14 protein-coding genes and 1 pseudogene are annotated in these 13,561 nt (G+C 70.9%); 12 read left to right on the top strand and 3 right to left on the bottom strand.

All coding sequences use genetic code 11. The annotated features are described in order from the left end of the window. Positions 1–13: 13 nt before the first annotated feature. Together eccD and PJ985_RS22500 are read right to left on the bottom strand one after the other, a co-directional pair. Entirely contained in the window at positions 14–1,348 is a 1,335-nt protein-coding gene (gene eccD / locus PJ985_RS22505; protein WP_271685727.1) for a type VII secretion integral membrane protein EccD, read from the bottom strand. After that, positions 1,342–1,605, bottom strand: a complete 264-nt coding sequence (locus PJ985_RS22500; RefSeq protein ID WP_271685726.1) for a hypothetical protein — start codon at positions 1,603–1,605, stop codon at positions 1,342–1,344. The genes eccD and PJ985_RS22500 overlap by 7 nt, the downstream gene beginning before the upstream one ends. Before the next feature lie 341 nt (positions 1,606–1,946). Here PJ985_RS22500 and PJ985_RS22495 point away from each other — a divergent pair, with 341 nt between their 5' ends. The 8 genes from PJ985_RS22495 to fdhD all read left to right on the top strand — a co-directional run bounded on the left by PJ985_RS22495 (position 1,947) and on the right by fdhD (position 8,333). Further along, positions 1,947–2,279: a hypothetical protein gene (locus tag PJ985_RS22495; protein WP_271685739.1), complete on the top strand. Its 333-nt coding sequence runs from the start codon at positions 1,947–1,949 to the stop codon at positions 2,277–2,279. 37 nt (positions 2,280–2,316) lie between these two features. After that, a complete protein-coding gene (locus PJ985_RS22490; RefSeq protein ID WP_271685725.1) occupies positions 2,317–2,628 on the top strand; it encodes a pore-forming ESAT-6 family protein in 312 nt (103 codons plus the stop codon). Between the two features lie 45 nt (positions 2,629–2,673). Further along, on the top strand, positions 2,674–3,072 hold the full coding sequence (locus tag PJ985_RS22485) for a DUF6507 family protein (protein WP_271685724.1): 399 nt from the start codon (positions 2,674–2,676) through the stop codon (positions 3,070–3,072). Positions 3,073–3,074: 2 nt separating this feature from the next. Beyond that, entirely contained in the window at positions 3,075–5,489 is a 2,415-nt protein-coding gene (locus PJ985_RS22480; protein ID WP_271685723.1) for a hypothetical protein, read from the top strand. A gap of 34 nt (positions 5,490–5,523) precedes the next feature. Further along, positions 5,524–5,988 (top strand): hypothetical protein, encoded by a 465-nt coding sequence (locus PJ985_RS22475; RefSeq protein ID WP_271685722.1) that lies wholly within the window; start codon positions 5,524–5,526, stop codon positions 5,986–5,988. A gap of 207 nt (positions 5,989–6,195) precedes the next feature. Next, a complete protein-coding gene (locus tag PJ985_RS22470) occupies positions 6,196–7,008 on the top strand; it encodes an SAM-dependent methyltransferase (RefSeq protein WP_271685721.1) in 813 nt (270 codons plus the stop codon). A 143-nt stretch (positions 7,009–7,151) separates the two neighbouring features. Continuing rightward, positions 7,152–7,448, top strand: a complete 297-nt coding sequence (locus PJ985_RS22465) for a GNAT family N-acetyltransferase (protein ID WP_333909890.1) — start codon at positions 7,152–7,154, stop codon at positions 7,446–7,448. A gap of 39 nt (positions 7,449–7,487) precedes the next feature. Then, positions 7,488–8,333 carry a formate dehydrogenase accessory sulfurtransferase FdhD gene (fdhD, locus tag PJ985_RS22460; RefSeq protein WP_271685719.1) on the top strand — a complete coding sequence of 282 codons (846 nt, stop codon included), beginning with the start codon at positions 7,488–7,490 and terminating at the stop codon, positions 8,331–8,333. Here the strand turns inward: fdhD and PJ985_RS22455 are convergent. Beyond that, complete coding sequence (locus PJ985_RS22455) at positions 8,297–9,304, bottom strand: bile acid:sodium symporter family protein (RefSeq protein WP_271685718.1); 1,008 nt, start codon at positions 9,302–9,304, stop codon at positions 8,297–8,299. The genes fdhD and PJ985_RS22455 overlap by 37 nt on opposite strands. Before the next feature lie 91 nt (positions 9,305–9,395). Here PJ985_RS22455 and PJ985_RS22450 point away from each other — a divergent pair, with 91 nt between their 5' ends. The 4 genes and pseudogenes from PJ985_RS22450 to PJ985_RS22435 all read left to right on the top strand — a co-directional run. Next, on the top strand, positions 9,396–10,229 hold the full coding sequence (locus PJ985_RS22450) for an aldo/keto reductase (RefSeq protein WP_271685717.1): 834 nt from the start codon (positions 9,396–9,398) through the stop codon (positions 10,227–10,229). Positions 10,230–10,578: 349 nt separating this feature from the next. Then, positions 10,579–11,961 (top strand): cryptochrome/photolyase family protein, encoded by a 1,383-nt coding sequence (locus PJ985_RS22445; protein ID WP_271685716.1) that lies wholly within the window; start codon positions 10,579–10,581, stop codon positions 11,959–11,961. Between the two features lie 127 nt (positions 11,962–12,088). Beyond that, on the top strand, positions 12,089–13,072 hold the full coding sequence (locus PJ985_RS22440) for a LysR family transcriptional regulator (protein ID WP_271685715.1): 984 nt from the start codon (positions 12,089–12,091) through the stop codon (positions 13,070–13,072). A gap of 90 nt (positions 13,073–13,162) precedes the next feature. Further along, positions 13,163–13,561: pseudogene (locus PJ985_RS22435) on the top strand (S1 family peptidase); the annotation flags it as partial.

The raw sequence follows: 13,561 nt of genomic DNA, 5'->3' as shown, positions 1-13,561 counted from the left end.
CTGTCTCAGCCCTTCAGAACGTGTTCAGCAGTCGGCCGTAGACGCCGAACGCACCGATGGCGACCGGGATCAGCAGCACCACGCTGATCGACTCGATCAGGTTCATGATCCGCCGCAGCCGGACCCGTACGTGGTCGGGCGGCCGGACGACGAGCAACCCCAGCGGCAGCACCGCGATGACGCAGAGCACCGCGAGTGGCACAGCCGCCGACTGGCCGGGCTGATCGGCCCACAGCACGACCAGCCGCACCAGGAGCACGGCGCCCGCGGCAACCAGCGCCACCACTTCGACCGCCAGCGGGTAGGCACGGGCCCGGGAGAAGAGGACGATGCTGAGCAGCACCGTGAGCACCACGGTCCAGACGGTGACCTCGCCGACCGCCAGCCACCCGGCGACCGCGGCCGAGGCGGCGGTGGCCACGGTGGCCAGCGCCAGACCCCGGTGGGTCGCGGCCAGCGCGGTGTCCACCCGGTGCCGGCTCACCGAGGCGCCGCCGGAACGCTGGTCGTCGAGCCGGGTGAGCCCGGCCGCCATGAGCGCGAATCGGGGCAGGAGTCCCAGCGCCAGCACGGACACCACTCCCAGCACCACCCCGGTCCGGTGGCCACCGACAAGGAACGCGCCCAGCTCCCAGCCGCCGATGAGCAGGGCGAGCGCGGCGGCGCCCACCAGTCCGCCCCGCCCGACCACTGTGCACAGGCCGAGCAGCACGAGCGTGGCGACGACGGCCGCCCCGACCGCGGCGAGCCGTTCGGCCCCGGACGGGCCGGTCAGCGTCCACGCCCCGAAGACCCCCAGTGCACCGCCCAGCAGAATGAGGGCTGTTGCCAGCTCCCGGTTGCCCAGCCGGGCGGCCGGCACGCCGGAGACGGCGCTCACCAGTGCGGCGGCCACCAGCCAGCCGCCGAGGGCGTCCGCGCCGACCCGCTCCAGCGCCAGCTGGGCGGTGACCAGGGCGAGCAGGAGGGTGGCCGCCCCGGCGGTCCACACCCGGGTCCGCTCCTGCCAGCGCCAGGCCCGCACGTCGAGGTCGTCGGCCACCTCGTCGGTGACGTCGTGCACGACCGGGGCGGCCGGCGTCTCCTGCTCCCGGACCAGCCGGAGCACCGCCCCGTCAGCCACCCGAACGGAAGCGAGGGTGTCGTCCTGAGCCAGGACCTCTCCGTCCGCGGTCATCAGTCTGCGGAGCATCGGGGACCGGCCGGGGCGCTCCCCGAGCAGCCTCAGGACATCCGGGAGCAGTTCGCCGATCGGCTCCTCGGACGGGAGCACCATGTCGACCCGCCGCCGGTCCCCCACGAGGGTCACCCGGCTCAGGCCGGTGCGCTGATCGGCTGCGTTCACCATGACGTCGACTCTCCTGCCCCGCCGTCGGCACGTGGCCCCGAGAAGCCCCCGCCGTCGGCCATCCGGTCCGAGATGAACGACCATCCCACGCAGCCGGCGCACAGCACCGCGGCGAGGGCGATCCCCCCGAACACCTTGCCCAGGTTCTCGTCCAGAGTCCGGCGGATCCGCTGCGGCCCGAACAACAGCGCGTCCCGCAGCCGCCGGCGGCGCACCGCCACCGACTCCAGCAACTGGCTGTCGTAGTCCCGAGCCATCAGCTCCCCTCCCGTTCGCTGTGCGCGGCAACACCTTATGGTCTCCGGCGCCCGCGCAGCAGGGCGCTACGGCTTCCGGCTCTGCCCGCCTGGGACGCCGGTCCTCCGCCGGCGGTTCCACCGGGCTCCACCCGGTCCGGAGCGGTGCGCTCCGGAGGGGCCGTGCCACGTTCCTCGGAACCGTTCTGCGTTCTTCCGCGTCGAGGTGGGGTGAGGAACCGATTTCGATGTCCGGATGTCCGTTGCGAGCGTGCGGAGACGCTGCTAGGCATGGCGGGTGACGGAGTTGATGCCCGGAGCGGAAGCGTTCAGGATGACCGAGAGGGAGTGACCCGGTGGGCATGAAGTTCGATATGGGTAACCAGGCACTGTCTTCGCTGATGAAGCAGTCACAGGTGTCCAATGCGGATCTGGACACGCTCATCAAGCAGTTGATCTCCGCGGCACAGCCGCTGGAGGGGAAGTTCAACGGGGCGGGCAAGGCGGCCTTCGACCAGTTCAAGAACAGCTCGGACGAGATCTCGCACTCACTGAACAGCGCGCTTCGGGCGATCCTCGGCGGTCAGTCGGGAATGGACCAGGCTTTCGGTTCGGGTGAGCAGGAGTCAGCGGACAACGCCCGGCAGCAGATGGGCGCCGCCAACTTCGACGCGGCCCGTTTCTCCGGCCGCTGACGGCACAGCACTGACGGGCCCAGGGAGGGAACAGGACATGGCAACGGGTGCGGACCGGCGCAGCTACGACACGGCGGCCTCGGGTGAGGCGCAGTCGAACATCCAGGGTGTGATCGGACAGCTCGAGCAGGTGATCGCCGAGCGGGACCGGCAGGTGAAGGCCGCGATGGCGGACTTCCAGGCCGACGGAGTCTCCGAGGAGTACCACGGCGTGGAGCAGCGCTGGAACACCGCGGCGAGCGAAGTGCGGGCGATCATCAGCCTGCTGAAGTCGACGCTGGAGAAGAACGATGAGACGGCGCAGTCGACCCTGCAGCGGGCCAAGGCGGCGGTGACGCAGATCGGCTGAGCCACGTCGGTGGCTCCACACCGGTAAGAACAGGGGGTACAGCGGGTGTCGGGATGGGATATCGCCGCGGCGGGTGTCGACGGGGTGCTGAGCAGAACCGTCGAGGCGGCCGAGCGGTTCGAGGGCTGGGGCAAGGACTACGGCACTCATCTGGAGAGTGCCGCCTCCTCTGCGGGGACGTTGTTCTTCGGGGACGGTGACCGGCCGGAGGCGGGGCTGGTCGGTGCCGCGCTCGCGGAGTTCGCCGAGCGCACCCAGGACGATCTGATGTTCATCGCCGCCCGGGCGGGGAAGTCGCTGCAGGGTGCCGCGGATGCGACCACGGCCTATCTGGTGGGCGACCTCACCATGGCCGAGGAGGCCCAGCGGGAGGCCTTGAAGGCTCCCGAGATCGATCTGGGAAACCCCGGTCCCGGGCCCCACCAGCCCGGAGGTCCCGTCTAGTCATGGGGGAGGCCGTGGAGCGGGTGGATCCTTCGGGGATTCCGGAGTTCACCGGTGATGTGGAGCAGTTGGAGAGTGATCACGCGAGCCTGAAGTCGGACGCGGGCACTATCCGGGGGATCGGTTCCTCGGTGCACACCCGTTTCCAGGGGCTCTCCGCGTTCTACCAGGCACCGGAAGCGGAGCAACTGTTCGCGACCACCAGGCCGGTGAGGGACCGGGCCGACGATTTCGCCGGTGATCTGGAAACGGTCAGCGGGGCACTGAAGACCTACACGGCCGAAATCCGCCCGCTGGTGGCCAAGCTCGCCCGGCTCAAGACCGAGGCCCGGACGTTCGTGAACTCGATCGCGGACGACGACGACTGGCGCTACGACGGCTCCAAAGTCGACCGCAACAACGAACTGGTCCGGGAGATCTCGACCACCGTCGCGGAGTTCTGGGCCGCGGAACGCACCGCGGCCAACACCATCATCGCCCTGTGGGGCGGCACCCAGTGGGCCGTCGACGACGGATCGGGCGCGGCGAACATGTACGGCCTGAGCACCGAGGAGATGGCCCAGGCCGGAGAAACCCCCTGGGGACAGGCAGTCGAGAAGAAACACCGCTGGTACGCCGTCCACCAGCACGTGAAGAGCTTCGTGTGGGACGGCCTCATCGTCGACGGAATCTGGGGCACCCTCACCGGCCTGGGCGGACTGGTCGGCCTCCAGGGCTTCGAAGTCTTCAAGGAGTCCTGGAAAGGACTCGGACAGCTGGCCACCGGCCTGGTCCTCATCAGCACGCCCCTCGCTCTGGTCACCCACCAGCTGATGCCAGACGGTCCGGTCAAGGACTGGATGGACGACAGCCTCCACACCACCAAAGAAGTCGGAAAATCGCTCCTCGCCTGGGACGAATGGAGCGAAAACCCCGCCCGCGCCGCCGGCCTGGTCACCTTCAACGTCCTGACCACCGTCGCCACCCTGGGCGTCGGCACAGCCATCAAGACCACCAGCGCCGCCGGCAACGCCGCCAAGGTCGCCAACGTCGCCGGCCGCATCGGCCTCGCCATCGACCCCATGACCTACATCGGCCGCGGCCTCGGCACCGGCCTGAGCGCCCTCCCCAAACTCACCGACGTCACCGCCGGTCTGAAGAACCTCACCACCGTGAAGGGATTCGAACTCCCTGACGGCACCCTCCGGCTCCCCGACGGCACCACCGTCCCACCCGGCGCAGCCCTCCCCGACCTCCCTCCGGGCAGCAACGCCGTCGAACTGCCCGACGGCAGCGTCCGCCTTCCCGACGGCACCACCCTCCACCCCGACGGCCGACTCCAAGCCCTCGACGGCCACACCGCACAAACCCCCGACCAGATCCCCGCCGAACTCTCCGCCACCGACCGCGCACTCCTCAACACGAACGACCCCACCCACCTCACCCCTGAACCCGCGCTCACCGGCGCCCACCAGCCGGGCAGCGTCACCGCGCAGGTGGGGGACGGCGTTCCCGCCAGCCCCGCGCGTGATCTTTCCGGCGGCCCGACCACTCAGATACCCGAAGGCCCGCCCGGCGGCCCAGCGCGCGAAGTACCGGGGGATCCCCGCACCGGCACGGGGTCACCGGGTGCTGGGGGAAGCGGTGACCTTTCCGGCGGGGCGGGCCCGCCTCGGGAGGGCACTCCCCGGAATGAGGCCTCCCCCGGGACCCGGGAGAGCGGTGCGGCCCGCATGGCTGACGACTCCGCGCCCAGCAGCGGCGACCAGCCTTCCCGCCCTGCGAGCGAGGGAAGCCGTGAGGGGAGGGACGGCGGCGGGGAATCCGAGACCACCGGTGACCATCCCGACAACGGTCCGCAGCCGGCGGCGGGAGGCGAAGACCCCCCGGGCACCCAGGCGCACGAAGCGCAGGGAAACGGTACGCCGGACTTCGGCGACCCCGGCACCCAGCACCCGGCGCTGCCTGCCGGGGAAACCCAGCGGACGCTCGCGGAGGTCAGAGCGCTGCGTGACAGCCGGGAGCGGTGGCAGGCCGGAGAAGAATACGTGCGGGACCTTTACGGCGCCGGGCCGGAACGCCACTACCCAGTCGCGCCCAACCAGGATCCCTCGTACCCGGTCACGTCAAGCGGCGGACGCAAGGTCGACGCCCCGGTGGACCTGCCGGATGGCAGAACGGTGGCTGTCGAAGTGAAGACGTACCAGGAATACCGGACGGTGAAGCTCGCCGACGGAACCAATCAGGTGGTCCAGGGCGAGGTACCGCTCAGCAAGCACATTAAGGAGCAGATACACAAGGACGTGGCATTGCGGGCGCAGGACCCACAGTACGATCCCCGGTGGGTGTTTGTCCAAGCTCCCCCGTCCGCAGAACTCCGCGCCTACCTGGTGGAAGCAAGAATCATTTTCGTCGAGTACGGCCGACCGACCGGGTAGGTCGGTCGGCACAGCCAAGGGTGAGGAAACAGAAATGCAGGGACAGGACCCCGGCGCAGGGCGAGCTGCTCTCAACGAATGGAGCGAGAAGAGCCAACAGAACGCAGCCGGCATCGCCGACATGCTGGGAGTTCCGCAGGAAGCCTACGCCGCCGATCCGCTGTCCCTGCTGGCCGCACTCCAGAATTACGTTTCGAGCCTCCCTCTGAACGAATTCGAGCAGTCCGACTGGTACACGCTCCACTCCGACCTGGCCTCCTGTCTCGCGGATATCTTGATCCGTCGCAGGGGTGCGGAGTGGAATGTTGTCCAGGACAGCACGACGGCTCGCGGGTACCGCTATGTGCTGCAAGCCCGCGGACAGGACGGGAGCACACACCGGGTCGATCCCTACGACGTCGTCATGGAAGAGTTTCAGAATCTCCCGATCGAGATCACACGCATGATCGGCAATGCCGAAGTGACCCTGGGCGTCACGCGCCTCCGCACGGACGAGTGAGTGAGCCGCAGGGAAACCGGAGGCTGCTTCGTTCCTCCAGGAGGGGGCCGGGGCACTCTTGGTGGATGCCGAGGCCCGCAGTAGGCTGAGCAACCGGATGTTGAGGCGTCAACTACCTGCCACCGACTTCCGTTTGTCCCTGCGACCGAGGGCTGCTCCGGGCACCCTGGTCCCCTGCAAGGTCCCCTCCCCCACCAGGAGAGCGCTGTGACGAACGCCCCGCACGAGCCCGCTCAGGAACAGTCCGCGAAAATCGACACCACGGTGCCGCATTCGGCCCGGATATGGAACTACTGGCTGGGAGGAAAGGACAACTACGAGGTCGACCGGGTCGCCGGTGAGCAGTTCCGGGAGATATTCCCGGAAGTGGCGGATCTCGCGCGCACCTCCCGGCACTTCCTCGCCCGCACCGTCCGCTACCTGGCCGTGGAGGCGGGGGTCCGGCAGTTCCTGGACATCGGCGCGGGCTTACCCACGGTGGACAACACGCACGAGATCGCGCAGCGGGCCGCCCCGGAGTCCCGGATCGTCTACGTGGACAACGACCCGCTGGTGCTGGCCCACGCCCACGCACTGCTCACCGGCACCGCGGAAGGGGCCGTCGACTTCGTGGACGGCGATCTGCACGATCCCGGCCGGATCCTGGAGGCCGCGGAGAAGACCCTTGACCTGTCCCGGCCGGTGGGCCTCATCTTCAGCGGTGTGCTCGGCCACGTCGCGGAGTCCGACGAGGTCCGGGCCATCATTTCCGGAGTGACCGGAGCGCTGTCCTCCGGCAGCTACCTCTCTCTCAACGACGGCACCGTGAGCACCGACGAGGCCGTCAAGGCTCAGGAGCAGTACAACAACAGCGGCGCGCTCCCGTACCACCTGCGGACCCCCCAGGAGATCATCGCTTTCTTCGACGGCCTGGAGCTGGTGGAGCCCGGCGTGGTACCGATCGGCCGGTGGCGGCCCGAACCCAGCCCTTTCGCTCCGGCCTCCGGCGCCGCCCACGGGGGCGTCGGGCGCAAGCCGTAGACGCGCCGGTACCGCTCCCGGCCGTGCGAAGCGGGAGGGGGCGGTCCTCACCACCGGCAGGGCCGCCCGCACCGCCGGCCGGGCGACACCGCTTGCGATGCCCGGCGGCACGTGCCGACACTCGCTGTATGGAACCGCGCTTCGTGAACACTGAGCAGTCCCGCTACGAGATCTACCTCGGCGAGGAACTGGGCGGCTACGCCGAGTACCGCCGCGGTACCGACCACATCGAGCTCACCCACACCGAGGTCAACGAGCGCTTCCGCGGTCAGGGGGTCGCCGGGGAGCTGGTCCGCCGGGCGCTGGAGCGGGCCCGCGAGGAGCGGATGGCGGTCCTGCCGTCCTGCCCGTACGTGCAGCGATGGCTCGGCGAGAACCCGGAGTACCTGGATCTTGTGCCCGGTGACCGGCGGGAGGAATTCGGACTGCCGGGCGGCTGAGACCGCAGGGGGAATACCGGCGCGGGATAGGCTCGAGAGATGGGACGGGTCACCGAGCGGCGCCGCGTGGTCAGAATCCGGGACGGCGTCGTCAGCGAGCGAGCGGACACCCTGGTGGGTGAGGAGCCGATGGAGATCCGGGTGAACGGCACGTCCCTGGCCATCACCATGCGGACCCCCGGGGACGACTTCGCCCTGGCCTCGGGCTTCCTGGTCAGCGAGGGCGTGCTGGGCCGGTCCGACGAGGTGTCCCGCATCGCCTACTGCGCGGGAGCGGACGGCACCCCGGGGGCGGCCAACAGCTACAACATCGTCGATGTGCGGCTCGCCGAAGGAGTCCCGGACCCGGAAGCCGCTCTGCGGAGGCACGTGTACACCACCTCCTCCTGCGGCCTGTGCGGAAAAGCGAGCCTGGACGCCGTGCGCACCACGGCGCGCTGGCCCGCCGCGCCCGGGCCGCGGCTCTCCACCGAGGTGCTGGGCGCCTTGCCGGACCGGCTGCGTGCGGCGCAGCGGATCTTCGACCGCACCGGCGGGCTGCACGCGGCCGGGCTGTTCGCCGCGGACGGTCGACTCCTCGACGTCCGGGAGGACGTGGGCCGCCACAACGCGGTGGACAAGGTCGTCGGGCGGGCACTGCGGGACGGCCTGCTGCCGCTGAACGACACGGTGCTGGTGGTATCCGGCAGAGCCTCGTTCGAGCTGGTGCAGAAGGCCGTGATGGCCGGCATCTCCGTGCTGGCGGCGGTGTCCGCCCCGTCGTCCCTGGCCGTGGGCCTGGCGGAGGAGGCAGGGCTGACCCTGGTGGGCTTCCTGCGCGGCACGTCGATGAACGTGTACGCCGGGGCTCAGCGGCTGTCGCTGCCGTCCACGGGCGGCAGCTGATCCGGTCCCTCTGGGTCCTTGGCCCAGCGGCGGGCCAGAACGGCACAGACGATCAGCTGCATCTGGTGGAAGAGCATCAGCGGCAGCACAGCCATCGCGGCCTGGGCGCCGAAGATCACGCCTGCCATGGGAAGACCGGCGGCCAGGGACTTCTGCGAGCCGGCCAGAATGATCGTGATCCGGTCCTCCCGGACGAAGCCGAGCCTTTTCGCCCCCCAGGCGGTGAGCCCGAGCAGCACGGCCAGCAGCACCGCCAGCACCGCGCCGAGGGCCAGCAGGCGCCGCCAGCTGACCTCACTCCAGATACCCTCGTTCACGCCCTGGCTGAAGGCCGCGTAGACGACGACCAGAATGGCCGCCCGGTCCACCATGCCGAGCACCGGCCGGTGCCGGGTGAGGAAGCCCCGGATCCAGCGGCGCGACAGCTGGCCGGCGAGAAACGGCAGCAGCAGCTGGGCGGCGATGCGTACCAGGGAGTCGGCGGTGAATCCCCCGCTGGTGCCGATGAGCAGCGCGGCGAGGAGCGGGGTGAGCAGGATGCCGAGGAGGCTGGAGAAGGAGCCCGCCGCGATCGCGCCGGCCACGTTCCCACGGGCCAGTGAGGTGAAGGCGATCGAGGACTGCACGGTGGAGGGCACCAGGCAGAGGAAGAGCAGCCCGGTGTGGAGCTCCTCGGTGAGCAACCAGGGAACGAGCGCCCAGGCGGCCAGGCCGAGCAGCGGGAAGACGACGAAGGTACTGGTCAGGATGGTGAGGTGCAGCCGCCAGTGCCGGATACCGGCGAGCGCCTCTCCCGTGGAGAGCCGGGCCCCGTAGAGGAAGAAGAGCAGCGCGATGGCACCGGTGGCCGTGCCGTCCACGGCGGTGGCAGCGGCCCCGGTGGCCGGCAGCAGGGCGGCCAGGCCGACCGTCCCCAGCAGCAGCAGAAGGTAGGGGTCGATCGCTTGGACGAGTTTTCGCACGCCGGTCATTGTCTCCCCTGCCCTCCGGGAATGCGTCGGCGGGCTGGACCGTTCACGATGGGAGGCAACGAATCCCGAGCAGGTAAGGACCGATCCTCACGTGAGCAGTGTCCCCAACGTGACCCTCAACAACGGCGTCGAGATGCCCCGGCTGGGCTTCGGCGTGTGGCAGATCCCCGACGACGAGGCCGCCGCCGCTGTCGGCCGGGCCCTGGAGGCGGGGTACCGCAGCATCGACACCGCCGCGGTCTACCGCAACGAGAAGGGGACCGGGAAGGCGGTCAACGATTCGGGAATCCCCCGTGAAGAACTGTTCCTGACAACGAAACTCTGGAACGGCGATCAGGGCTACGACTCCGCTCTCCGGGCCTTCGACACCTCGCTCGACAAGCTCGGCCTGGACTACGTGGACCTCTACCTGATCCACTGGCCCACCCCGATGTACGACACGTATGTCGAGACGTGGAAGGCCCTGGAGAAGCTGTACACCGAAGGCCGGGTCAAGGCGATCGGCACCTCCAACTTCAAGCCGGCCCACCTGCAGCGGCTCTTCGACGAGACCAGTGTGACCCCGGCGGTCAACCAGATCGAGCTGCATCCGAACTTCCCGCAGGACGAAGCCCGCGCCTTCCACGCCGCGCACGGCATCGTCACCGAGGCCTGGTCGCCGATCGGCCAGGGCAAGGGTCTGCTGGAGGACCCCCGGCTGGGCAAGCTCGCCGAGAAGCACGGCCGGACCCCCGCCCAGGTGGTGCTCCGCTGGCACCTGCAGACCGGCAACGTGGTCATCCCGAAGTCGGTGACGCCGTCCCGGATCCGGGAGAACATCGAGGTGTTCGACTTCGAGCTCGACGCCGAGGACCTCCAGGTGATCGCCGGTCTCGACACCGGCACCCGGCTCGGCGCGGACCCGGACGAGCTCGCCGTCCGCTGACCGCCCCGGCACCGCGCGGACGGCCGCCCCAGGAGCTGGGGCGGCCGTCCGCGCGTTGCGTCCGTACGTGCATCCGGGTCCCCCTCCGCACAACTCCGCGTGTCACCTTTCCGCGTCCCGGGCAATCCCCCGGTGCTTCGGCTACCAATGAAGGGGCAGGACCCGTTCCGCGCACGGCCTCCCGCCCGACGGTGCGGTCCCGTGCCCGCACTGCCCCCGGAGGACCCGATGCGCCCTGCCCGACCGAGCCGCCCCGCCCCGGACTCCCCGGGCACGGGCATCGCCGTCGAGCCCGCCGGCGGCTCGCCCGAGCCGGTCTCCGTGCAGCCGGCCGCAACGGAGGCCCCGGATGCCTGAGCGGTACCGGGAGGGCGTCTCGGTGGCCCTGTTCACCTCCGACCTGCGGCTGCATGACCAGCCGGTGCTGCGGGCCGCGCTGGCCGGGGCAGGGCACGTCGTCCCGCTGTTCGTCCTTGACAGCCAAGTGCGGGCGGCAGGCTTCGACGCCCCTGTCCGCCGGGCCTTTCTCGCCGGCTGTCTGGCCGACCTGGACGCGGGCCTGCGGGCGCGTGGCGGACGGCTGGTGGTCCGGGAGGGCGAGGTGGCGGAGGAGACCGCCCGGGTGGTGTCCGAGGCCGGAGCCCGCGTCGTCCATGTGGCGGCCGGGGTGAGCCGGTACGCCGTGCGCCGTGAGGAGCGACTGCGGACGGCTCTGGCACCGCTCCGGTGTGCGCTGCGGGTGCACGAGGCGGTGATCACCGTGCTCCCGCCCGGAGACGTCACCCCGGCCGGACGCGACCACTTCGCAGTTTTCACGCCGTACTTCCGCAGGTGGGAAGCGGCGGGGCCACGCGAGGTGACCGGAGCACCCCGATCGGTCCCGGTGCCCGACGCGATCACCGGGGCCGCCCTTCCGGAACGGAGCCGGTCTGCGGGGGTCTCCCCGGGGGGCCTGAACGGTGGCGAACATGCCGGCCGGGCACGGTGCACCGCCTGGCTGCGGAGCAGCATCGACGCCTACCACGAGCTCCATGACGACCTGGCGGGTGACGGCACCTCGCGGCTCTCCCCCTATCTGCACTTCGGCTGCCTGTCCCCGGCGGAGCTGGTCCGCCGCGCCCGGGAGCGGGACGGGGAGGGAGCGCGGGCCTTCGTCCGCCAGCTGGCCTGGCGGGACTTCCACCACCAGGTCCTCGCCGCCCGGCCGGACGCCTCGTTCCGGGACTACCGGCCCCGGGACGACCGCTGGCGCACCGACGAGGCGGCGGAGAATGCCTGGCGGGAGGGCCGCACCGGGTATCCGGTGGTGGACGCGGCCATGCGGCAGCTGCGGTACGAGGGCTGGATGCACAACCGCGGCCGGCTGCTGGTGGCGAGCTTCCTCACCAAGACGCTGTACCTGGACTGGCGGACCGGTGCCCGGCACTTCCTCGATCACCTGGTGGACGGGGATGTGGCGAACAACCAGCTCAACTGGCAGTGGGTGGCCGGCACCGGCACGGACACCCGGCCGAACCGGGTCCTCAACCCGCTCACCCAGGCCACGCGTTTCGATCCGCACGGCGACTACGTGCGGCGCTGGATCCCGGAGCTGGCGGCAGTGCCCGGGCCCCGGGTGCACCGGCCGTGGCTGCTTCCCGGCCCGGAGCGCGCCGCGCTCGGTTACCCCGATCCGCTGGTGGACCTGGGCGCCGGCCGGGCCCGCTTCGAACGGGCCCGCGGCCTCGGCTGACCGGACACCGGGCAGGCCGGCTGCCGGGCACCGGGCGGCGATGCTTCTCGCCCCTCCCTCGCGACCACACCCGGACTATTGGTCCATACCTATTGCCGGACGCGGGGGTGAACCCTACGTTCCCCGTATGGACCTGGAGCTGCGGCATCTCAGAACCGTCCGGGCGATCGCGGAGACCGGGAGCCTGACCCGGGCCGCTCACCAGCTGGGGCTTGCCCAGCCCGCGCTGAGCACCCAGCTCCAGCGCATGGAACGCACCCTTGGCGGGCCGCTCTTCGAACGGGACCGTACGGGGGCGCGGCTGACCCCCCTCGGTGAACTGGTCCTGGAGCGGGCCCGAGTGGTGCTGCCCGCGCTGCAAGGACTGCGCGAGGAAGCAGTGCGGTTCCGCAACGCCTCGCGAAGCATCCGGCGCTTCCGGATCGGCGGCACGCACGGTCCCCTGCTCGGTGGGCTGGTCGACCGGCTCACCCGTGCCTTCCCCGGCGTCCCGGTCAGCGTGCACACCTCCTGGCATGTCTCCGAGATCGCCGGACTGGCTCTGGAGGGCCGCCTCGACTTCGCCCTCATCGGCAGCTGCGGGCAGAGTCCGCCTCCCGCGGACGGCCTGCTGACCTGGCGGACGCTCGGAACGGACCCGGTGTTCGTGATGCTCGCCGAGGACCACCCGCTGGCCCGCCGCGAAGCGCGCACGGAACTCGAGCTGGCCGAGCTGGCCGGTGAGCGGTGGGGTGGGGTGCCGGGCGAGGGGTGTTTCGCGGAATGCTTCGCCGGCGCCTGCGCACGGGCCGGCTTCGCCCCGGCGTCCCTCTACGAGTCGGACGTGTCTTCCTGTGTCCACCTGGTGCAGGTGCGGCGGACCGTCGGGCTGTGCCGGGCGACGTTCCCGCCCACCCCCCGGCTCGTCACCCGGCCCCTCGCCGGCAGCCCGCTCCGGTGGCGGCACCTGCTGGGCTGGCACCCGGACTCCGCTGCCGCGCCGGTGGCCGCCGCGGCCCTCGGCCAGGCCCGGGGCGCCTACGGGGACGCGGTGTCGCGCAGCTCCGGGTATGCCGGCTGGCTCCCGCGGCACCCGGAGTTCGGCGCGGCGGCACCGGACGGCCCGTCATAACGCGACGGCATGACCTCTTTGACAGCTGCCCCGCGCTGACGGGGGTGGCTACGGTTCCCGGCAACCCCCAACAGATTGAGGAGACCCCTCATGCACCGCAGACGCGGGGCGGTATTCGCCGGAACCGTGGCGATCGCCGCTCTCACCCTCACCGCCGCTCCCGCAGCGGCCGGACCTTCCCCCACGTCACTTCCCGCGCCGGAGCAGGCAGCACAGGAGTTGCCCGCCGGGATGCTGCACGCTCTGCAGCGCGATCTCGGACTGAGCCAGGAACAGGCCGAGGCCCGAGTGGCCAATGAGTACCGGGCCGGGCAGCTGGAGCCGATGCTGCGGGACCAGCTGGGCAGCAGCTGGGCCGGAGCCTGGACGGAGGGCGAGACCTCGGAACTGGTCGTCGCGACGAACGACCGCGGCGAGACCGGCGTGATCGAGGCCGCGGGCGCCCGGGCCGAACTGGTCGAGCACAGCATGGCCGAGCTGGAGTCCGTC

The sequence above is a fragment of the Streptomyces sp. ACA25 genome (assembly GCF_028200735.1).
Taxonomy (GTDB): Bacteria; Actinomycetota; Actinomycetes; order Streptomycetales; family Streptomycetaceae; genus Streptomyces.
This window is presented reverse-complemented; position numbering and strand designations above follow the sequence as displayed.